This is a genomic window from Hyalangium minutum, assembly GCF_000737315.1.
GTDB classification, from domain to species: Bacteria; Myxococcota; Myxococcia; order Myxococcales; family Myxococcaceae; genus Hyalangium; species Hyalangium minutum.
Genome location: NZ_JMCB01000008.1, coordinates 232,661 through 251,319, shown reverse-complemented (window position 1 = coordinate 251,319; position 18,659 = coordinate 232,661). Strand labels below are relative to the sequence as shown.

Here is an 18,659-nt window from a genome sequence, read left to right as displayed (position 1 = left end):
TCCTGGCCTCGCGACCTCCGTGAGCTGTGGATGCCAGTGGCCCCGTTGCTCAGGCTGCCTGGCGCGCAGCAGCGGGCGGGCGCACGTCCCCGAAGTTCGGCGCCGGTAGCACCACCGTGGGTGACAACCCCGGGGCCAGCATGGAACCCGTGAGCAGTGAGGACGGGTGGAAGTTCACGTAGGCCCCGTCCACCGGAGACGGCCCCGCGAACAGCTTCTCCACCACCATTGACGAGTATTGGTCCAGCGAGTGCTCGCGCGTGTTGCCGTTGAGCACCACCTCCATGCCCATGTGCTCGGCGAAGGTCCGTACTCCCGGAATCCCCGACTGCAGCGGCGTGTAGCTCTCCGTCGCCACGCCGTTCTCACTCACCACGAACACATCGCGGTCCGTGGCCACCGCCAGCGACATGTTCCCCAGCGTGTGTCCTGGCGTGGAAAGAATCGCCACCCCCGGCCCCAGCCACGCATCCCCGTCCAGCAGCACCACCCGCTCTTCGGGCACTCCCGCCGTGCCGTTCGGCACGTACCAGGCTGCCTGCATCGGGTGCAGGTTCTTCGCGCCCAGCCACTCGGCCTGCTGCACCAGCAGCTTCGCCCGAGGGAAGTATGCCGACGCGCCCTCGCCCCCCAGCCATCCGCGCACGTCCTGCACGTGCAGGTGGTCGAACGCGATGTAGTCCACGTCCTCCGGCTTCAGCCCCAGTGCCGCCAGGTGGCTCTGCACCGTCCCGTGCCGAGTGGACATCACCTTGTCCGAGACGAAGTGCCCGTACTTCTCGCGCAGGCCCCGGAAGAACGGCGCCGCCATCCCGCGCTCGTAGTCGCTCGGGTTGAACAGCAGCGTGCGCAGCTCCCCGTCCTCCAGGAACTGCACCACCTGCATCCGGTTCTTCATCATCACGTACGGCGCCGGAGACAGCGCCGCCCCGCTGAATGCGAACTGCGCCGGGTACGGGAACGTAATCAAATCGCACGTGGCTACCGCCGTCACCGGTCCACCGGCGACGAACGCCTCGCGCGCCTCCTGCGCGGCGCGGCGGAGCTGCGTGAGGCGGAGTCCCGGCACCTGCTCGGCACGGGCCGCGGTCAGGGAGGGAAGGGGACGAAAGCTCGGAGTCATGCGGTCACCGTCAGGTCGAATGCCGTCTTCACAGAGTGGTAGCGCCCTCGCGCCAGGTTTGCCTCGATGGCCTCTCGATACCGCGAGAGCGGGAAGGTGTGTGTCACGAGCACGGATGGGTCCGGTCCCTCCCGGCGGGCCAACAGCTCCAGTACCAGATCGAAGGTGTGCTTGCGCTCGCCCCGGAAGCTTTCCGGCCCGTACACGTACGAACCGAGCAGCGTCAGTTCATTCCTCCACACAGTGGTCCAGTCCACCCGCTCCAAAATCCCCGCCGCCCCCACCAGCACCACCCGCCCCAGTGCCCGCGTGTACCTCAACGAGTCCTGCACCGATCCTGCGCTGCCGATGCAGTCGATCGTCACCTCGAAGCCTCCTGACAGCGCAGGCGGTCCAATCACGGGCTTGTAGACCTTCGCCCCCGTCAGCCGCGCCACCTCCTCGGCCTCCCCCGCGTCATCCTTCACCCGCAGCGCCTCATCCGCCCCCAGCTGCCGGGCGAGCTTCAGCTGGTACTCCTCCGTCGCCAGCAGCGTCACATGGCTCCGGTGCCCCAGTGCTCGGATGGCCCACAGCGCCGCGAAGGCCACGGGCCCACCGCCAATCACCAGCACCCGGTCCTCATCCCGGAGCCCCGCCTTGAGCACCGCATGCAGACTCACCGCCAGCGGCTCCACCAACACGCCCGCCTTGTTCGACACCCGATCCGGCACGGCGTGGAGCTGCGACGGGTGCGCCACCATCTCCGTGCCCATGCCCCCCGGCAGATCCTTCTGGTAGCCGAGCATTTGCCCGGCCGCCAGGCAGCCCTCGGCCGTGTGCTCGCACCCGTTCTCCTGCCCCGACGCGCATGGCTTGCACGGCGGCTGGATGCCTCGCAGCCGGCACGGCAGCAGCGGGTTCACCGCCACGCGCTGCCCCACTGTGACTCCCCGTGTCTCCGGGCCCACCGCCGCCACCTCGGCGAGGATCTCGTGCCCCAGCACCGCCGGGAAGCTATTGAAGGGCTCCAACTGCGGACTGGCCTTGAAGAAGAACGTGGCCATGTCCGAGCCGCACAGCCCGGCCAGCAGCGGCTTCAGCCGGACCCACTCGGGGCCGGGCGGAGTGGGGGAGGGCAGCTCTCTCAGGGACAGGCAGCTCCCCGGTCCGTAGTGAATCTTCGGGTACAGCCCGCCGATCCCCTTGGCGAGCACGTACTTGGGGATGGAGAGATCGAAGACGAGACCCTTCACTTTGCGCGCCCCCTGGCCCACCGGCCATCAAGGCGCGCGAGTCTAGCGCCGCCAGGAGATGGACCGCGACACACACGCCGTTCTTGGTAGGGTGAACACCGCCATGGCTACGAAGCGCAAGTCCGAGACGCTGTCCGGGGAAGTCCAGGGGGACGATGTCCGCCTGGAAGTCTCGCTCCGGCCGCGCACCTTCGACGAGTACGTGGGCCAGTCCCAGGTCCTCGAGAAGCTCAAAGTCTACGTGCTCGCGGCCAGCAGCCGCGGCGACGCGCTCGACCACTGTCTGTTCTCCGGGCCCCCGGGCCTGGGCAAGACGTCGCTGGCCCACATCATTGCCTCCGAGCTCGGCGTGGGCATCCACGTCACCAGCGGCCCCGCCCTGGAGCGCAAGGGCGACCTGGCCGGGTTGCTCACCAACCTCAACGAGCGCGACGTCCTCTTCATCGACGAGATCCACCGCCTCAACGCCGCCATCGAGGAGTACCTCTACCCGGCCATGGAGGACTTCCGGCTGGACATCACCATCGACACGGGCCCCGCCGCCCGCGCGATGAAGATCGACCTGCCGCCCTTCACCCTCATCGGCGCCACCACCCGCACGGGCCTGCTCACCTCGCCGCTCCGCGACCGCTTCCAGATTCAGGAGCGCCTCGAGTACTACGAGCCCAAGCACCTGGAGCTCATCCTCAACCGCTCGGCGCGCATCCTCGGCATCCCGATGGACAAGGACGCCAGCAAGGAGATCTCCACCCGCTCCCGAGGCACCCCGCGCATCGCCAACCGGCTGTTGCGCCGCCTGCGCGACTTCGCCCAGGTCGAGGGCGAGGGCACCATCTCCCTGGAGCTGGCCCGGTCCTCGCTCGACAGGCTCGGCGTGGACGCCAGCGGCCTGGACTCCATGGACCGGAAGATTCTGCTCACCATCATCGAGAAGTTCGGTGGGGGGCCGGTGGGGGTGGAGACCATCGCTGCCAGTGTGGGCGAGCAGCGAGACACCATCGAGGACGTGTACGAGCCCTTTCTGCTCCAAGAAGGTTTCCTCCAGCGCACCCCTCGGGGCCGGACGGCGACGCATCGGGCCTACAGCTATTTCAAGAAGACGCCGCCGCCCGCTTCACCCCAGGGCGCCCTCTTCTGATAGGAACTCCGCCGATGAGCCAGGCACGCGCCCAGGGAGATGCCTCGACGGCCGCCCGCGACTTCTACGCGGACCTGATGAGCACCACCCAAGGCTCGCGGGCCATCATGCTCGCCGAGCGCGAGCGCTGGCTGCGCAGTGTCACCATCGAGGGCCGCGAGGAGCAGCTCTTCGAGTTCGAGATGCTCCTGCGCGGGGTGGAGCGCTACTTCCACCTGCACAACTCGGTGGTGGATGCCCACGAGCGCCCCCTCGTCACCCGGGACTTCCACGAGGAGCTCGAGGACGTCCGCGACGCCATCCACCGCGCCATCCGCATCGGCCGCCGGCTGTTGGATCCGGACTCGGACTCCAAGCGCGTCTTCCGCAAGTACGTGGAGAGCCAGCTGGCCGATGACCGGGTCCGCAGCGCCTTCATCGAGGAAGAGCTCGTCCAGGAGACGCCCCAGGAGAGCCTCTTCGTGCTGCGCGAGGCCTTCGAGGCCCTGCGCAACCTGATCGATCACCTGCTCAAGCTGCCCGTGTGCAGCCTCAACCTCTTCACGGACGTGGGCAACCTGGCCCTGCGGGAGATCGTCCTCAACCGCTACTTCCGCCCCTTCCGGTCGCTGGAGTTCCGCATCGAGTACGACCGGCTGCGCTCGGTGCGGGTGTTGGACCTGCTCGCCAGCCAGCCCGCGGACGTCCGCCCCGGCTTCTCCACCGCCTTCCTCGCGCTGTTCCGGCTGCTCCACTACCTCTCCTATGTGGCTCAGGAGGGAGACGAGGCCCCGCCCCGGCGCGTGCGCGTGGTGCTCGCGCTGGTGCGCAGTGAGGCGGTGAGCCTGGTGGGTTACCTCCGCCACGAGCTGGCCATGCAGGTAGGCCCCAAGCGCCTCAAGGCCGCCGGCCTGCGCGCCGCCCGCGACATCGCCAAGGAGACCAACCGCATCGCCCGCGAGGTGCTCCCCGCGCAGGAGGACGCCGAGACGGGCCCCTCCATGAAGGCCGCCGCCGCCTTCACCGCGCTCTTCCGCGCTCAGATTGTCGCGCTCGTGGAGGCGCTCGCGCCGGGCGCCGCCACCGCAGAGGACACCTTCGCCCAGCTCGTCTCCCAGGAGGCCATGGCCCAGCGGCTGCGCAAGGACCTGTGGGTCTTCGGCCAGCTGTGCCGGGCCACGGAGACGGCCATGCACTCGGAGGACGTGCCGGCCGCGGAGGCCGCCCTGTCATCCCTCAAGTCCTTCCTGAGCTACTTCCAGGACGGGAGCTACCAGCTGCTCCGCTACTCGGACTACGAGCCCTTCGATCGCTTTACCGGGCTCCTGCTGGAGCTGCCCTGGCCGCCCGAGGGCCCCGGCATCCGCCACCGGCTGGCTGAAGACTTGCGCCTCTTCACGCCCACGCTGGAGAGCACCTTCACCTCCGTGAGCCGCCGGGTGCTTCTCCAGGGGCGAACGTTTGACCGCAAAGAAGCCGAGGCCCTCCGGGACCGCTTCTTGGCGCCTGCGCACCGTTGAGCTCCCACTGCTGATTTTACAGGGTCGGCCCTCGCTGAGGCCTCTGCCTGAGGAGTGTTTGCTTCCGGGCGGTTGCCTGCGTTATGGACCCGCCAGTTTGTGATGGATCTCGGACACAGATGTCACGGTGATGTCGAAGAGACCCAGCCAATTGAGGGGGGAAAGCCCTACAGGAGCGCGGTCCTGACGCCAGTGCCGGAAAAAAGCCCAGTCATTTCAAAGGGATATCAGGCAGTGGGCCTGTCCGTCCGACCGGACAGGTTTCCAAGTCAGTGGCATAGGGTTTGCTCATCTCTGAGGGCTGTCCCAGATCCAGAAGTGAACGATTCGGGCCTGATCCGGAGGGCCCCTTCGGCAACACCTGCCGGACCGAAGCAGTAAGAGAGGCGATACGGCAATGCCTGTGTTTCCCGACCATCAGCGCACCATCTCCGAGCCCGTGTCCTGCAAGGGGGTGGGGCTCCACTCTGGCGCGATGGTAAACCTCACCCTGTGGCCTGCTCCGGCCCACCACGGCATCGTCTTCGTCCGCACGGACACAGCAGCCCAGGTGGCCATCCCGGCCCTCTCGCAGTACGTGGTGGACACCTCCATGGCCACCACCTTGGGTAAGGACGGGGTGAAGGTGGGCACGGTGGAGCACCTGCTGTCGGCGCTGGCCGGGCTGGGCATCGACAACGTGCGCGTGGAGCTGGATGGTCCCGAGGTGCCCGTCATGGACGGCAGCGCCGAGCACTTCGTGCAGATGATCACCAGCGTGGGCGTGCGCGAGCTGGAGGAGCAGCGCCTCTACCTGGTCATCAACAAGCCCGTCACGGTGGTGGAGGGTGACAAGGAGGCCACGCTGTCTCCGGCCCGCCGCTTCCGGATCAGCTGCTCCATCGACTTCAAGCACCCGATGATCTCCTGCCAGTCCTTCGAGGTGGAGGTGAGCGAGCGGGGCTTCGCCGGTGAGATTTCGCGCGCGCGCACCTTCGGCTTCCTGCGGGACGTGGAGATGCTCAAGAAGCACGGCCTGGCGCGCGGTGGCTCGCTGGACAACGCCATCGTCGTGGACGAGTCCACCATCCTCAACCCCGAGGGGCTGCGCTTCCCGGATGAGTTCGTCCGGCACAAGATTCTCGACGCCGTGGGCGACGTGTCCCTGTTCGGGCGCCCGGTCATTGGCCACCTGAAGGTCTTCAAGACGGGCCACGCGCTCAACCACAAGCTGGTGCAGAAAGTGCTGTCCGATCCGAGCTGCTACGAGCTGGTGCAGGGTCGTCCGGTGGACACAGAGCGGCCCGAAGTGCGCTTGCCCGAGCTGTCGGGTGGCATGGATCTGGAGCCGCTGGTCGCCTGAAGCCGGAAGTTTCTTTTGCGAGGCACGGGAGACCTCGATTAAGACGCCGGACCCATGTCCAAGCGCTCCTCCCGTATTCTTCTGGCCGCGGTGCTCGCGGCCTCCTTTGCCGTCGGCTGCAACAAGCAGACGTCTCCCGCGGCCAACCCCGCCACCGCTTCCGCCTCGGGCGGCCAGTGTGAGCTCGCCCCGGACGCCGTCGTCGGCACCTACAAGGTGGACGGCGCCGAGCAGAAGGTCACCTACGGCGAGCTGACCGGCCGCATTGGCGCGCCGCTGGCGGACCTCGACAAGCGCAAGCAGGACCTGCTCAAGCGCGGCCTGGATGGCTACATCATCGAGAAGCTCGTTCAGGCCGAGGCCAAGAAGCGCGGCCTGCCCAACGAGGACGCGCTGCTCAAGGCCGAGGTGGAGGACAAGTCCGCCCAGCCGAGCGACGCGGAGATCCAGAAGATCTACGACCAGGCCAAGGCCGCCGGCCAGCTGCCCGCAGAGGTGACGCTGGAGCAGGTCAAGCCCGAGATCGTCAAGATGCTGGGCGAGCAGGGCAAGCGCGAGAAGGCGCAGGCGCTGTTCAATGACCTGAAGTCCAAGGCGGACGTGAAGGTCCTCCTGCCGGAGAAGCGCATCCAGGTGGAGGCCACCGGCCCGGCCAAGGGCCCGGACAACGCCCCCATCACGATCGTCGAGTTCAGCGACTTCCAGTGCCCGTTCTGCAGCCGCGCCAAGGTCACCGTGGACGAGGTGGTGAAGCAGTACGGCGACAAGGTGCGCCTGGTGTTCCGCCACTTCCCGCTGAGCTTCCACCAGGACGCCCCGAAGGCCGCCGAGGCCGCCGCGTGCGCCGATGACCAGAAGAAGTTCTGGGAGTACCACGACAAGCTGTTCGCCAATCAGGGCGCCCTCAAGGTGGACGACCTGAAGAAGCACGCCGCGGACCTGGGCCTGGACACCGCCCGCTTCAACGAGTGCCTGGACTCCGGCAAGAAGGCCGAGCTCGTGAAGAAGGACATGTCGGCCGGTGAGAAGGCCGGGGTCAGCGGCACCCCAGCCTTCTTCATCAACGGGGTGGTCCTGTCGGGCGCGGTGCCGGCCGAGGAATTCAAGAGCATCATCGACGCGGAGTTGAGCAAGAAGAAGTAGACTGGGCACGTGGCACCTCCACGTCCCAAAGCCACTCCCCGCATCACCGGTGAGACGGCGGCTCTCGAACTCGAGCGGCCGCTCACCATGGGCCTATCGCCCACCCGTCCCTTCTCGGCGCACTTCCATTCGCCCGAGGGGATGATCCTCCTGAGAGAGCCGCCGGATCTGATCGGCTTCTTCGCCGGCAACCTCGGCTCTCTCTTCATGGAGGATGTCTTCTCCTACGTCTTGTCCGGCATCCGCAGCGGGCAGCTGATTGTCCAGCACAACCAGCTGCGCCGCACGGTGACGTTCCGGGATGGGCAGGTGGTGTTCGCCACCTCCACCGAGCGCTATGAGCGGCTGGGCGCGGTGCTGGTGCAGTTGGGGCTCATCACCTCGGACCAGCTCACGCTGGCCGTTGCCCAGGTGACGCCCACGCGCCGCATCGGACAGGTGCTCACCACCGAGGGCATCGTCTCCGAGGCCAACCTCTACAACGCCATGACGTACCTGGTGCGCGAGGTGGTGCTGAACCTCTTCGAGATGATGGAGGGCTCCTTCCTCTTCCTCGAAGCGCAGGCGCCGCTGAGCGACGTCGTCAAGCTGCCCGAGCGCACGCGAGACTTGGTCATCCAGGGCATCAAGCGCGGCGAGGCGACGACGCGGCTGCGCCGCCAGTTCCCCGAGGACGTGCGCGTGCGCGTGGGCCCCGAGGGATTCCCGACCGGCGAGGAGTCGCTGGCCAACAAGGCCAAGCCGGGCATCTCGCTGAAGGATCTGCGCTCGGCTTACGAAGGCAGCATCCACGCCTTCCTCACCTGGATGGAGGAGCGCATCCGCGGCGGCTCGCTCGTCATCGAGCCCGTGGTGCCCCCCGCGCCGGTGCGCCCCACGCCGAGCCTGGAGATGGTGGGCTCGGAGCTGCTCGGCCCCGAGGAGCGCTACAACCTGCTGCTCGCGCTGGTGTACCGCGCCATCGAGGAGATGGGGCGGGACGTGAGCATGTTCCAGAGCTTCCTCCAGTCGCCCCCTCCAGGGCTGGAGGAGGCGTACTCCGGTGTGAAGCTCGGCCCGGATGGACGCGTGGACGTGGATCAGATCCGCCGCAACGTGGCCGGTGGCGGCGAGGCGCTCTCTCGCGCGCTCACGCTGGAGGCGCTCGATGCGTTCGTCTCCTATGCGCTGTTCTCCGCGCAGAACGTGCTGCCGCAGGCTCTGGCAGAGCAGCTGTCGATGACGTACCGCGCCCTCCAGGAGGGATTGACGTGAGCCAGGCCGTGGCCGCGCGCGAGCGGCTCGCCCTCGCCGCGGACCTGCCGCTGGAGCAGGGGCTCGCGCTGTACTCGACGGTGGCTCCGCACGTGGGCTACGCCAAGGTGGGGCTCTCGCTCTTCGTGGAGCACGGGCCTGCGGCGGTGGCCGCGTTCCAGAAGCTCGGTGCGCGGGTGTTCCTGGACTTGAAGCTGCATGACATCCCCAACACCGTGGAGCTGGCGGCGGCTCGCGCCGGAGCGCTGGGAGTCGCGCTGCTCACCGTCCACGCCGCTGGGGGCGAGGCCATGCTGAAGGCCGCCGTGAAGGGGGCTCGCGAGGGTGCCAAGGCGCAGGGCCACGCGGCACCCAAGGTGCTCGCGGTGACGGTGCTGACGTCGCTGTCGGCCGAGGATGTGACGTCCATCGGGTTCACCGGAACGCCCGAGGCGGCGGCGCAGCGGCTGGCGCAGCTGGCCGTGAAGGCGGGCGTGGATGGCCTGGTGTGCTCGCCGCGCGAAGCCGAGGGTCTCAGGCGCTTGCTGGGGCCCTCGCCCTTCCTGTGCACGCCGGGCATTCGTCCCGCGGGCGCGGAGAAGGGAGATCAGGCCCGCGCGGAGACGCCCGCCTTTGCGATTCGTGCGGGCGCGGATCTGCTGGTGGTGGGACGACCTGTCCACACCGCGGCAGATCCCGTGGCCGCCGCGCGCGCGATCGCCGAGGAAGTTTCCTCCGCCTGACAGCTGCTCCTCCTCATCCCTTACCCCCCTGGTCACGCGTGGGAGCCGTACCCACGTTTGCGATCAGGGCTTGGGGTGGGTGGGGGTGGTGACATGCGGCGGATGGGGTGGCTGGGGGTGGTGTCGGTGGTGCTGTGCACGGCGTGTGGGGCGTCGCGGTCCTCGGCGGTGAGGCCGCAGGCGGCCCAGGAGACGCCACCGGGCGCCCAGGCGGTGCTGGCCGAGGAGTATCCGTCCTCGACGCGACGCTACGTGGATGAGGATCTGGGCTTCGAGATTGTCCGGCCCACGGCGGAGTGGCAGCTCGACGAGACGGAGGAGCAGAACGCTCCCGAGGGCATGGCCATCCCCGTTGTCCTGAAGCACCGGACCACGGGCGCGCAGGTGGTGCTGCAGGTGGCGCCCGCCGTGGCCACGCCCACGCAGTTCGCCGAGCGGCTCAGCGAGGGACTGAAGGAGCAGCCCGGCTTCGTCGCCTCGGATCCGGAGCCGCTGCCGCTGTCCGACAGCGCGGTGGGCTTCAACTTCACGGTGGAGGGTGGGGTGCGCGGCCGGGTGGCGGTGACGGAGGGCAGCCCCGGCCGGGTGTTCATGTTCCTGGCCACCTGGCCGGAGACGGCTCCGGAGGATGTGAACCGGAGCGTGGAGGCCCTCTTCGGCGCGGTGCACCCGCTGCCCGAGCCAGGCTAGCCCGGGCATACGGCTCAGGCACGGGCCGAGCGGCCCTTCTTGGCGCGGCTCTTCGGAGCAGGGGCCGCGCTCTCAGCGGGGCTCTCCGTGCTCTCAGGGGAGGCGGCGCGCTGGCGCACGAGTTCGACCAGCGTGCGCAGGCCGACGCCCGTGGCGCCCTTGTTGAAGTAGCCGCGCTCCTTGGGGCTGGTGGACGGGCCGGCAATGTCCAGGTGGACCCAGGGCGTGTCGCCCACGAACTCCTTGAGGAACAGGGCCGCGTTGATGGCTCCGCCCCAGCGCTCGCCCGCGTTCTTCATGTCGGCCACTTCGGAGCGCAGCGCGTCCTTCTGCAGCTCGGTGACGGGCATGCGCCAGAACTCCTCGCCGGCGGCCTTGGCGGCCTTCAGCACTTCCTCCATGGCACCATCGTTGTCGCCGAACGCGCCGACGATGTAGTTGCCCAGGGCGATGACGCACGCGCCCGTGAGCGTGGCCAGGTCCACGATGGCGGCGGGCTTGTGCTCCACGGCCCAGGTGAGGATGTCACCCAGCACCAGGCGGCCCTCGGCGTCCGTGTTGGTGATCTCCACCGTCTTGCCCAGGCGCGAGGTGAGGATGTCACCCGGCCGGTAGGCGGTGCCCGAGGGCATGTTCTCGCATGCGCCCACGAAGGCGTGCACGGGGAAGGGCGGCGCGAGCTCGCCAATGACGCGCATGGCGCCCAGCACCGCCGCCGAGCCCGCCATGTCCGTCTTCATGTCGATCATCGAATCGGCAGGCTTGAGCGACAGTCCGCCCGAGTCGAAGGTGATGGCCTTGCCCACCAGCGCCAGCGGCGCGCGCTTGGCGTCCTTGGGGTTCTTCGGGATGTAGGCCAGGTGGATCAGCCGGGGCTCGTGGGCGCTGCCCTGGGCGACGCCGAGGAACATGCCCATCTTGAGGCGCTCGATCTCCTTGCGCCCGCCGATGGTGGCCTTGATCCCAGTGGCCTTGGCGACCTCCTGGGCGGCCTGGGCGAGCCGGTCCGGGTCCACCACGTTGGGGGGCTCGTTGACGAGATCCCGCGCCCAGTTGGTGGCCTCGGCGACGCGGCGGCCCAGCTCCACGGCGGCCTGGAGCTCCGGGCTCTTGCCGTCCCCGGACACCACGAGCTTCACCGTGCCGAGCCCCGGAGCCTTCTTCTCCTCCTTGGGGCCGCCCGTCTTGTAGCGGTCGAACTTGTAGACGCCCAGCAGCAGGCCCTCGGCGATGGCGCGCACGGCCTCGGGGGCGGCGAGGGCCTCTGGGACAACGAAGGTCAGCTCCTGGACCTTGAGCTTCTGGGCCGTCTTGGCGGCGCGCCCGGCGGCCTGACGGAGCACCTCGTGGGTGAACTTGCCTCGCGAGCCCAGGCCCAGCAGCAGGACGCGCTCGGCGGCGAGCGTGCCCAGGGTGTTCAGCACCAGGGACTGCTCCGCCTTGCCCTTGAAGCCCTCCTGGGTGGCGGCTGCGCGCAGCTTGCCTTCCAGGGCCTTGTCCGCGGCAGTGAGGGCAGTGGAAGCGGTGTCTCCGAGGTCGCCATCAAGCAGGGGGATGACGAGCAGGGCGCCGCCTGCCCGCAGGGCGTCGCCCGGGACGAAGCTGAAATTCATGGTGGGGATGTACTCCTGGGGGTGGAAAGCGGCGCGGACTGTATCGCCGTGCCTGTTACGCGCAAAGCTTCGGCTTCACATGGGCGTTGCATTGACACGGCGCGCTGGGTAGCTCTGGTGATGCATGCCCTCGCTGCTCCTTCACCTGACCGCCATCGAGCAGCTCGCCGCCCACCCAGGGAGCCTTCCCGAGGACATTGCACGCGCACTGGCCGAGGACTTGCCGTACGCGCGCTTTGGGGCCGCGCTGCCGGATCTCCCGCTGTGTGAGGGGCTGCGCGGAGGGCTGACGGCCCTGCTGCCCGAGCGGGAGGTGCCCGCGTTTGCTCGCCTGTACCACGAGCGGGCGCCAGTGGGGCTGGGGCTGAAGATGGGGGAGCTGGTGGCCACCGGGGCGCTGGTGGGCACCGAGCCGGGGCTGGCGTTGCTGGCGGGGTACTTCACGCACCTGTGCTTGGATCGGCGGCTGCACCCGGGGGTGGATCTGCTGGTGGCGCGCCACCGCCGCAAAGAGGACACGGAGCTGGACGCGCACCGGAAGATCGAATGGGCGCAGACGCTCTTCTACCTGCGCGAGCTGCACGGCATGGAGATGCTGGGCAACGCGGGGCTGCGGACGCGCTTCCAGGTGACGAAGAGCCGGGGCTTTCCGTACAGGGGGATTGGCCGGGGCATCTACGAGCTGGTGCGGCTGGCCTCGCAGGAGCGGGTGGGGCATGCGCCGACGAAGGCGCAGGTGGACGGGTGGGTGAGGGGGCTCTACATGATGGGGATGGTGCTCTCGAGCCCGGTGGGACGGATGCGCTCGTTGCCGGCGTACTCGCAGCTGAGCTTCCACGAGCTGTACCGCCACGACAGCTTCGATTTCGCGGCCGAGGTGGAAGCCGCACTGGAGCAGACACGCGGGGTGCTGCGGCACCTGCTGCTCTACATGGCCCGGGGGACCTTCACGCCGCGTACGCGCGCACGTTTTCTGGAAGAGTTCCCCGAGGGCACGATCGGCGCCTACGCCGCCTGACGCCCATTGAGGGTGGTCATGTCCTTCCTGTCAGACGTATTGCGATTCTTTCTGCTGGTGGGAGCCAGTGGGGTCCTCGGCTCGTGCGCCGCGCCGAGGGGCGGTGGTTCGTTCACGCCCAGGCAGTACGCGCAGTCGATGGATTCAGCGAGCAGCGCCTGCATGCGTACGCCGGCCTGCTATGCGCCTCCCAGCGGCGAAACACCCATACTGCCATGGGTGGCCCGTTCGATAGAGGCCGCGCGCGCCGCATCGGCGCTGATGAAGCTACTGGAGGCTGCGGACCTCGCGAGGGTGGTGCAGGTGCTGAGCGACTGAGCCAATCAGGCCAGCCGAGACGTCGACGATCGTCTGCTCGGACAGGGACAACGCCCCTCTCGCCAACTTTGTCGGGAGACCTTCAAGACAGAAAACGGCGGGCGCAAGGTGACCTGGGCCATGCACTTGGGACAGGAGAAGCACCGAGCCGCGATGGAGTGTGTCCAGAGGGAGTTACCCGAGGAACTTTGGGAATACGTCACCATGCAGCAACCTTACCGGTACGATCGGAAGACGCGGACTGTGGAGCCGCTCAATCCCAATCAGGTGGATGCGTGGCTCCGTGAGGGATTGTTCCACAAATTGTTGGGGACCCTGATCCCGGATGTCGTGGTCCATGCCGCAGGCGACCTGCTCAACATCCAGGCGGTGTTTGACTTCAAATTTCCCTGCCCGAAGGACAAAGAGGCCTCATGGCATGAATACCATCCGAATCATCCATTCCATCCGCTGAACCAGCAGACTGTGTACGAAGAGGCCTTCAAAGCCGAGGTCATGTCTGTACGTCCCGCATTCGGAGTGACCCGATGAGCGAGCGTTATCCACAAATTCGCTATGACGGGGAGGATGGGGAGGAGCGATTTCCGTGCACCCGGACGAGCCTGAGCATCTGCTTTTATATGCAGCGCTCTCACCAGGAAGTCATTCCTGGGGTGATGAGAGGCCTAGAACGTTATCGCGAGGCAATCGGTCTCGGCACACTTGCTTGGACGCCGGATGGAGAGGGCGATTGGCAGGAACTCGATCAATCCCAGTGGGAAATGCTACGCCAGAAGATGGGGCATCCCCGGGGCGCCGAGATCCGGCTGCGCGAGACGGATCGACTCTCATCGGATTATGAGTTTCGCTACTCAGGGCGGGATTTGAAAGAAGCTTTCGAGTTCCAGGACCTGGAGCGCACCTGCGCCGTGGCGTTCTGGCTGCCCACTGAGTACCTGGAGAAGCATGGACCGGCTCAGGTCCGCAAACTGGCTCTGGAGTTGGGCGCGGAACTGCCCTTCAACTCCGGTCACGCAGGCCTCTCCGTGTATTTTTCCGAGGACCTGTACGAGGTCCGCAAGTTGCTCTGGCCGCAGTGCTTCCGTCACCCCGGTTTGGACATGCCGGCCATGGAGCGGCTGCCCGGCCGGCTCGGTGCACGCATCAAAGGCGTGTCCTGGTTGACGTTTCTCGGAGAGCCCGTCCTGGGACAACTGGGGGGGGCAGAGGGCTTGGCTGCACGCCTGCACTCCGGAGGGACGACCGTGGAGAACATGGGAGCAGGCCGTGCCGTCGTGACACTCGGAGAGTGGCCTGAAGCGGGAGATCTGGAGCAGGGGAACACCCTGCCTGCGTACCGCGAGCTGGCCCAGGTCTTGGAACCCTGGCTCTATCAGTCGCCTCGCGTTCCGGAGTGGAAGTTCCCGGACGAAGTGCTGTACCGGTGGGAGCGCCGCTTCCTGGAGTGAGCCTCAGCGCTTGCGAGGCACGGTGCTTAACGTTCGCCCAGCCCTCAAGCCGTAGCGTGAGTCCGAGCACAGCAGCCGACCAGGCGAGCTCCGGAGCTGCACGGGAATGCGTCTATCCGATCCGGGAGCCCACTCCTATCCTCTCACGCGATGACACTCTTCCTCCTCATCGCAGCGGGCGCTTTCGGCGGCCTGACAGGCGCCATGCTTGGCATCGGCGGTGGGGTGGTGCTCGTGCCTCTGCTCGTGTTCGGTTTCCACCTCCCGCTCGAAGAAGCCGTACCCGCGAGCCTGATGTGTGTGGTGGCCAGCTCGTGTGCGGCCGCCGCCAGCTATGTGGACAATCGCCTGAGTGACATCCGACTGGGGCTCACGCTGGAGCTCGCCACCGTGGTGGGTGCCATCACCGGTGGGTTGGTCGCCGCCTACCTCGCTCCGGCCATGGTGGCGGTGGTGTTCGGCCTCTTCACCCTCTATGTCGCGCTGCAGATCCTCCTGGTGCGCACGCGGAACGAAGAGCCCGCGGCCACTACCGTCTACACGCCGACCAACTACCCGCTGGGCATCTCCGGCTCGTTCGTGGCCGGAGGGCTGTCCGCGCTGCTGGGCGTGGGCGGCGGCCCGCTCAAAGTGCCACTGATGAGCTACGGGATGCGGGTGCCCTTCAAGGTGGCCAGTGCCACCAGTAACCTGATGATCGGCGTGACGGGCGCCGCCAGCGTGGCGTCCTACGCTTGGCGCGGGCACATGAAGCTGCCGCTCGTCGCTCCGCTGGTGGTGGGCGTGCTCGCCGGGGCGTACGTGGGCAGCCGGCTCATGCCGCGCGTGCCCACGGCGGTGCTCAAGAAGCTGTTCGCAGTCGTCTTGCTGGTGGTGGCGGGGCAGATGTTCTGGAAGGGAGGAGAGGGACTGTGGCCGAGCATATGGAAGTGAGCGAGGCCGCGGCACCGACGCCTCCGCCCGTTGGGGCGGTGGCCAAGGCGAACGCGGTGGTGGCAGAGACGGAAGTTCCAGCAGCAGCGCCCGCACGAGCCCGCGAGCGCATCGGGCGTTCGGCGGCGGGGGAGCGTTGGATTGCCCGCATCCTGCGAGGCGGGGCCATCATCAGCGGGACGATGTTCCTCGGCTCGCTGGCACTGGAGGCGCTGCCCCAATCCGAGACAGTGCAAGTGGCCATCGACACCCTGCGCAAGGGCGCCGCCTCGCTGCTCCTGGTGACGCCGGTGGCGCGGCTGGTGATGGCCGGCACCATGCTCGGGTTGCGCGGCGAGTGGCGTTACACGCTCTGTGCCGCAGGCGTGCTCGGACTGCTCGCCCTCGCGGTGGGCGCCGGCATCAGCGCCTGAGCTACACGCCGCTCGCGGTGAAGTGCGCCAGCACGTTGCGCACCTTGGCGGCCTCCTCCGTGCGGCCCTGCTCCTCGTAGAGGGGCAGCACCGCCTCGAGCTGGACTCGCGCCGCAGGAAAGTCCTTGGAGTGGTAGCAGGCCAGCCCCAGGTCCCACCGGGCCCGGGCCTCGAAGACGTGGTCATGCAGCTGCGCGTACAGCTCCACGGCCTCCAGCAGGTGGGGCCGCGCCGCCTCGTGGTTACCCATCAGCCCCTCCGCCTCGCCCAGCAGCAGCTGGCACAGCGCGAGCGGCTCCGGCTCCTCGCCCTTCTCCAGAATCGTCAGCGCCTCCAGGAAGCGCTCCCGGGCGCGCTTGTAGTCCCCGGCCTCCATGCGGATGTCGCCGATGTCCATCAGCAGCGCCGCCACCCGGTCCGTGTTGCGCGTCTGCCGGAAGAGGATCAGCGCCTCTTGGTACTTCTCCTCGGCGCCGTCCGTGTGGCCCAGCGCGCGCAGGGACTCACCAATGCACGCGCGGCAGAGGGCCTCGCCCTCCTTGTCCTTCACCTCGTTGTAGAGGGCCGCGGCCTGGGCGATCCACTCGATGGAGCCCTTGTGGTCCTCGAACTGAGCCCGCGCCACGCCCAGCCCGTACAGCGCCTGGGCCTGCCCCGTCTTGTGCCGCGCCGTCTTGAAGAGGCTCAGCGCCTCCTCATAGTGCTTGCGGCTCGCGGCGTGGTCCTCCAGCAGGCCGTGCAGCTCGGCGAGCTGAAGCAACCCCTGGCCCACCTGCTCAGGGCTGCCGGTGAAGCGCAGCGTCGCCAGCGCATCCCGTTGCTTCTGGAGGGTCTCTTGGATGTGGGCGCGTTCGGTGTCCGTCAGACTCATGGCTCGCCTTTGTTACGGCGCCGCGCCTGCTTGTCCAGCAGTTCCTGACGGCCGTCCTTATGGGCCCCATTCCTTTCCCCGTTCTCCGTGCGCTCGCCCTGGGAGGTCCAGTTGTCGCCCTGCTCGTGCACCAGCAGCGGGGAGAAGAAGCAGTCCTTCTTCGTGTACTCGTCGAACGCGAAGGCGAACCGGTAGCTGGGCGCCGCGCGCTGGTTGCAGTCCGTGCGCTCGCAGAACCGGCACGTAATCCCCGTGGCCACCGCGTCCTTGCGCAGATCCGTGGTGGGCAGCCCATAGGCCAGGTACTTCGCGTTCTCCGCGTGGGTACCCAGGCCGATGGAGTACGCCGTGCCCTTCACGATGGAGCCCTCGATGGGCTGCAGCTGCACCTTGGCGAAGCAGAAGTACGCCGCCCCGTCCGGCATCATCGAGTACTGCCGCGTGAGCTGGCCCGGGTTGAGGAACGCCAGGTGCACCGCCCACTTGCCGCACGAGCCGCCGCCGCTGGCGAACTTCAGCCCCGTGCCGCTGTAGCGCTTGGAGATGTTGCCGGCGATGTCCGCCCGCAGGAAGTGGAAGGGAAGCCCCGGCCGCTTGGGGTCGGACAGGTTGCACAGCCGGTGGGCCACCGTCTCGTACGTGGTGCCGAAGATGCTCGAGAGCAGCTCCACGTCGTAGCGCGAGCGCTCCACTTCTCGGAAGAAGTCCCCGTAGGGCAGCATCAGCGCGCCGGCGAAGTAGTTGGACAGGTTCACCTTGATGAGGCGCACCGTCTCCGCGTGCCGCGTGCGGTTGCCCCCCACGATTCGCTCCACCAGCTTCGCCCGGTCCATCATCAGCAGCCCGATGGAGGTGGCCACCTGGAACTTCAGTGGCTGCTCCGTCAGGTCCGGAGACAGCGTCAGGGTCTGCTCTTCCAAGTCCAGCCGCCGCACCACGGACGAGCCGCTGGGGGCGCGCTCGAAGTTCACCCGGAAGCCAAACCGCTCCTCGAGCAGGCGGATGAGCTGGGAGCTGGTCAACAGCCGCTCCAGCTTGAAGTCCCGCCGCAGTGCCTCCGCCTGCTCTTCCAGCTCCGGGAAGTAGTTGCGGTGCTGCTCCAGGAAGTCGCTCACCTCGTCGTAGGGCGAGTAGTCGTAGCGCAGGCCCGGCCCGTCGTTGCGCTGCGCGCGCGCCCGCTCCTCGGAGGACAGCTGCGCCAGCACGTTCTCCAACTGCGTGCGCGTGTTCTTGTACAGGTTGAACAGGGCGGCCACCGTGCCCGCCAGCTTCGGCTCCGCCGACAGGCTCTGGAGCGACTCCGAGTCGATATCCAGGCTCTTCAGCAGCGGCTCGTCCAGCAGCTTCGCCAGCGCCTCGTCCACCCGGCCCTCGCCCAGCGAGGACATGAACTGCTCAGGATCCTGATCGAAGTAGCGCAGCGCCTTCCACAGCAGCGGGAAGGGCATCACCCGCTTGCCCTTCTCGATGAGGTTCAGGTACGCCGGGGACACCCCCAGCTCCTTCGCCGCGTCCGTCTGCTTGATATTGCGCGCGAGCCGCAGGCCTCTGAGCTTCAGGCCAACGTTCGCGTTCAGTGCATTCTCGTTCATCAATTTGTCCTACATGGGTGCGCGCTCTGGCCCGCGCTCGCCATGCTCCGGGGCACTCTGCAAACCGATTTACCGATTTGCAATCAACGTTTTGCGGGGGGCGCGGCCTTGTCGGAGGGGCAACGGACGGCACCCCCCGGGGCAGTCCCGGAACGTTCACTTCCGGGAAATGAAGAGTGTTTCCAGTGGTTTACCGATGAGGAAGGCAGGGTTCCCCCCGCGCTCTGCGCCCCGGTTGTCAACGTTTTACTGACACAGTGCGCCATGGAAAAAGGAGAAGGCGCTCGCATCGCCGGGGGCTTTGGGC

General features: G+C 67.7%; 18 protein-coding genes. 13 read left to right on the top strand and 5 right to left on the bottom strand.

What is annotated here, in order from left to right; genetic code table 11:
- Positions 1–49 precede the first annotated feature (49 nt).
- Entirely contained in the window at positions 50–1,123 is a 1,074-nt protein-coding gene (locus DB31_RS22360) for an MBL fold metallo-hydrolase (protein WP_044191202.1), read from the bottom strand.
- The gene (locus DB31_RS22355; RefSeq protein ID WP_044191506.1) at positions 1,120–2,358 is read right to left on the bottom strand and encodes a zinc-dependent alcohol dehydrogenase; all 1,239 of its coding nucleotides are present in this window, start codon (positions 2,356–2,358) and stop codon (positions 1,120–1,122) included. The genes DB31_RS22360 and DB31_RS22355 overlap by 4 nt, the downstream gene beginning before the upstream one ends.
- Before the next feature lie 103 nt (positions 2,359–2,461).
- On the opposite strand from DB31_RS22355, the gene ruvB reads away from it, so the two are divergent.
- The 7 genes from ruvB (at position 2,462) to DB31_RS22320 (ending at position 10,146) form a co-directional block, all read left to right on the top strand.
- On the top strand, positions 2,462–3,496 hold the full coding sequence (gene ruvB / locus DB31_RS22350) for a Holliday junction branch migration DNA helicase RuvB (protein ID WP_044191503.1): 1,035 nt from the start codon (positions 2,462–2,464) through the stop codon (positions 3,494–3,496).
- A 14-nt stretch (positions 3,497–3,510) separates the two neighbouring features.
- The gene (locus tag DB31_RS22345) at positions 3,511–4,995 is read left to right on the top strand and encodes a hypothetical protein (RefSeq protein ID WP_044191201.1); all 1,485 of its coding nucleotides are present in this window, start codon (positions 3,511–3,513) and stop codon (positions 4,993–4,995) included.
- Positions 4,996–5,392: 397 nt separating this feature from the next.
- Positions 5,393–6,337, top strand: a complete 945-nt coding sequence (gene lpxC, locus DB31_RS22340) for a UDP-3-O-acyl-N-acetylglucosamine deacetylase (RefSeq protein ID WP_044191200.1) — start codon at positions 5,393–5,395, stop codon at positions 6,335–6,337.
- Positions 6,338–6,391: 54 nt separating this feature from the next.
- Positions 6,392–7,480, top strand: a complete 1,089-nt coding sequence (locus tag DB31_RS22335) for a DsbA family protein (RefSeq protein WP_044191199.1) — start codon at positions 6,392–6,394, stop codon at positions 7,478–7,480.
- Positions 7,481–7,489: 9 nt separating this feature from the next.
- A complete protein-coding gene (locus DB31_RS22330; RefSeq protein WP_044191198.1) occupies positions 7,490–8,734 on the top strand; it encodes a DUF4388 domain-containing protein in 1,245 nt (414 codons plus the stop codon).
- Positions 8,731–9,456 (top strand): orotidine-5'-phosphate decarboxylase, encoded by a 726-nt coding sequence (gene pyrF / locus DB31_RS22325; RefSeq protein ID WP_052420165.1) that lies wholly within the window; start codon positions 8,731–8,733, stop codon positions 9,454–9,456. Before DB31_RS22330 ends, pyrF begins: the two co-directional genes overlap by 4 nt.
- A 93-nt stretch (positions 9,457–9,549) precedes the next feature.
- Positions 9,550–10,146, top strand: a complete 597-nt coding sequence (locus DB31_RS22320) for a hypothetical protein (protein ID WP_044191197.1) — start codon at positions 9,550–9,552, stop codon at positions 10,144–10,146.
- Positions 10,147–10,160: 14 nt separating this feature from the next.
- Here the strand turns inward: DB31_RS22320 and DB31_RS22315 are convergent, their stop codons facing one another.
- A complete protein-coding gene (locus tag DB31_RS22315; RefSeq protein ID WP_044191196.1) occupies positions 10,161–11,759 on the bottom strand; it encodes a leucyl aminopeptidase in 1,599 nt (532 codons plus the stop codon).
- Positions 11,760–11,883: 124 nt separating this feature from the next.
- On the opposite strand from DB31_RS22315, the gene DB31_RS22310 reads away from it, so the two are divergent.
- The 6 genes from DB31_RS22310 to DB31_RS22290 all read left to right on the top strand — a co-directional run bounded on the left by DB31_RS22310 (position 11,884) and on the right by DB31_RS22290 (position 15,889).
- Positions 11,884–12,777, top strand: coding sequence for a hypothetical protein (locus tag DB31_RS22310; RefSeq protein ID WP_044191194.1), 894 nt, complete (start codon positions 11,884–11,886; stop codon positions 12,775–12,777).
- 18 nt (positions 12,778–12,795) lie between these two features.
- Positions 12,796–13,095 carry a hypothetical protein gene (locus tag DB31_RS50600; RefSeq protein WP_240486821.1) on the top strand — a complete coding sequence of 100 codons (300 nt, stop codon included), beginning with the start codon at positions 12,796–12,798 and terminating at the stop codon, positions 13,093–13,095.
- A gap of 120 nt (positions 13,096–13,215) precedes the next feature.
- Positions 13,216–13,626: a hypothetical protein gene (locus tag DB31_RS50595; protein ID WP_240486820.1), complete on the top strand. Its 411-nt coding sequence runs from the start codon at positions 13,216–13,218 to the stop codon at positions 13,624–13,626.
- A gap of 89 nt (positions 13,627–13,715) precedes the next feature.
- The gene (locus DB31_RS22300; RefSeq protein WP_044191497.1) at positions 13,716–14,543 is read left to right on the top strand and encodes a type VI immunity family protein; all 828 of its coding nucleotides are present in this window, start codon (positions 13,716–13,718) and stop codon (positions 14,541–14,543) included.
- 150 nt (positions 14,544–14,693) lie between these two features.
- The gene (locus tag DB31_RS22295; RefSeq protein WP_044191192.1) at positions 14,694–15,476 is read left to right on the top strand and encodes a sulfite exporter TauE/SafE family protein; all 783 of its coding nucleotides are present in this window, start codon (positions 14,694–14,696) and stop codon (positions 15,474–15,476) included.
- Positions 15,455–15,889, top strand: coding sequence for a hypothetical protein (locus DB31_RS22290; protein WP_240486817.1), 435 nt, complete (start codon positions 15,455–15,457; stop codon positions 15,887–15,889). Before DB31_RS22295 ends, DB31_RS22290 begins: the two co-directional genes overlap by 22 nt.
- Position 15,890: 1 nt before the next feature.
- On the opposite strand, the gene DB31_RS22285 is transcribed toward DB31_RS22290, so the two are convergent.
- Together DB31_RS22285 and DB31_RS22280 are read right to left on the bottom strand one after the other, a co-directional pair.
- Complete coding sequence (locus DB31_RS22285) at positions 15,891–16,760, bottom strand: tetratricopeptide repeat protein (protein WP_044191190.1); 870 nt, start codon at positions 16,758–16,760, stop codon at positions 15,891–15,893.
- Positions 16,757–18,352, bottom strand: a complete 1,596-nt coding sequence (locus DB31_RS22280) for a helix-turn-helix domain-containing protein (RefSeq protein ID WP_044191188.1) — start codon at positions 18,350–18,352, stop codon at positions 16,757–16,759. Before DB31_RS22280 ends, DB31_RS22285 begins: the two co-directional genes overlap by 4 nt.
- Positions 18,353–18,659: the final 307 nt, after the last annotated feature.

Excerpts from the sequence above, each read along its gene's own strand:
- DB31_RS22285 (WP_044191190.1), bottom strand. The coding sequence starts at position 16,760 with ATGAGTCTGACGGACACCGAACGCGCCCACATCCAAGAGACCCTCCAG.
- DB31_RS22320 (WP_044191197.1), top strand. The coding sequence starts at position 9,550 with ATGCGGCGGATGGGGTGGCTGGGGGTGGTGTCGGTGGTGCTGTGCACG.
- DB31_RS50600 (WP_240486821.1), top strand. The coding sequence starts at position 12,796 with ATGTCCTTCCTGTCAGACGTATTGCGATTCTTTCTGCTGGTGGGAGCC.
- DB31_RS22315 (WP_044191196.1), bottom strand. The coding sequence starts at position 11,759 with ATGAATTTCAGCTTCGTCCCGGGCGACGCCCTGCGGGCAGGCGGCGCC.
- DB31_RS22335 (WP_044191199.1), top strand. The coding sequence starts at position 6,392 with ATGTCCAAGCGCTCCTCCCGTATTCTTCTGGCCGCGGTGCTCGCGGCC.
- DB31_RS22310 (WP_044191194.1), top strand. The coding sequence starts at position 11,884 with ATGCCCTCGCTGCTCCTTCACCTGACCGCCATCGAGCAGCTCGCCGCC.
- DB31_RS22300 (WP_044191497.1), top strand. The coding sequence starts at position 13,716 with ATGCAGCGCTCTCACCAGGAAGTCATTCCTGGGGTGATGAGAGGCCTA.
- lpxC (WP_044191200.1), top strand. The coding sequence starts at position 5,393 with ATGCCTGTGTTTCCCGACCATCAGCGCACCATCTCCGAGCCCGTGTCC.
- DB31_RS50595 (WP_240486820.1), top strand. The coding sequence starts at position 13,216 with ATGCACTTGGGACAGGAGAAGCACCGAGCCGCGATGGAGTGTGTCCAG.
- ruvB (WP_044191503.1), top strand. The coding sequence starts at position 2,462 with ATGGCTACGAAGCGCAAGTCCGAGACGCTGTCCGGGGAAGTCCAGGGG.
- DB31_RS22360 (WP_044191202.1), bottom strand. The coding sequence starts at position 1,123 with ATGACTCCGAGCTTTCGTCCCCTTCCCTCCCTGACCGCGGCCCGTGCC.
- DB31_RS22295 (WP_044191192.1), top strand. The coding sequence starts at position 14,694 with ATGACACTCTTCCTCCTCATCGCAGCGGGCGCTTTCGGCGGCCTGACA.
- DB31_RS22345 (WP_044191201.1), top strand. The coding sequence starts at position 3,511 with ATGAGCCAGGCACGCGCCCAGGGAGATGCCTCGACGGCCGCCCGCGAC.
- DB31_RS22280 (WP_044191188.1), bottom strand. The coding sequence starts at position 18,352 with ATGAACGAGAATGCACTGAACGCGAACGTTGGCCTGAAGCTCAGAGGC.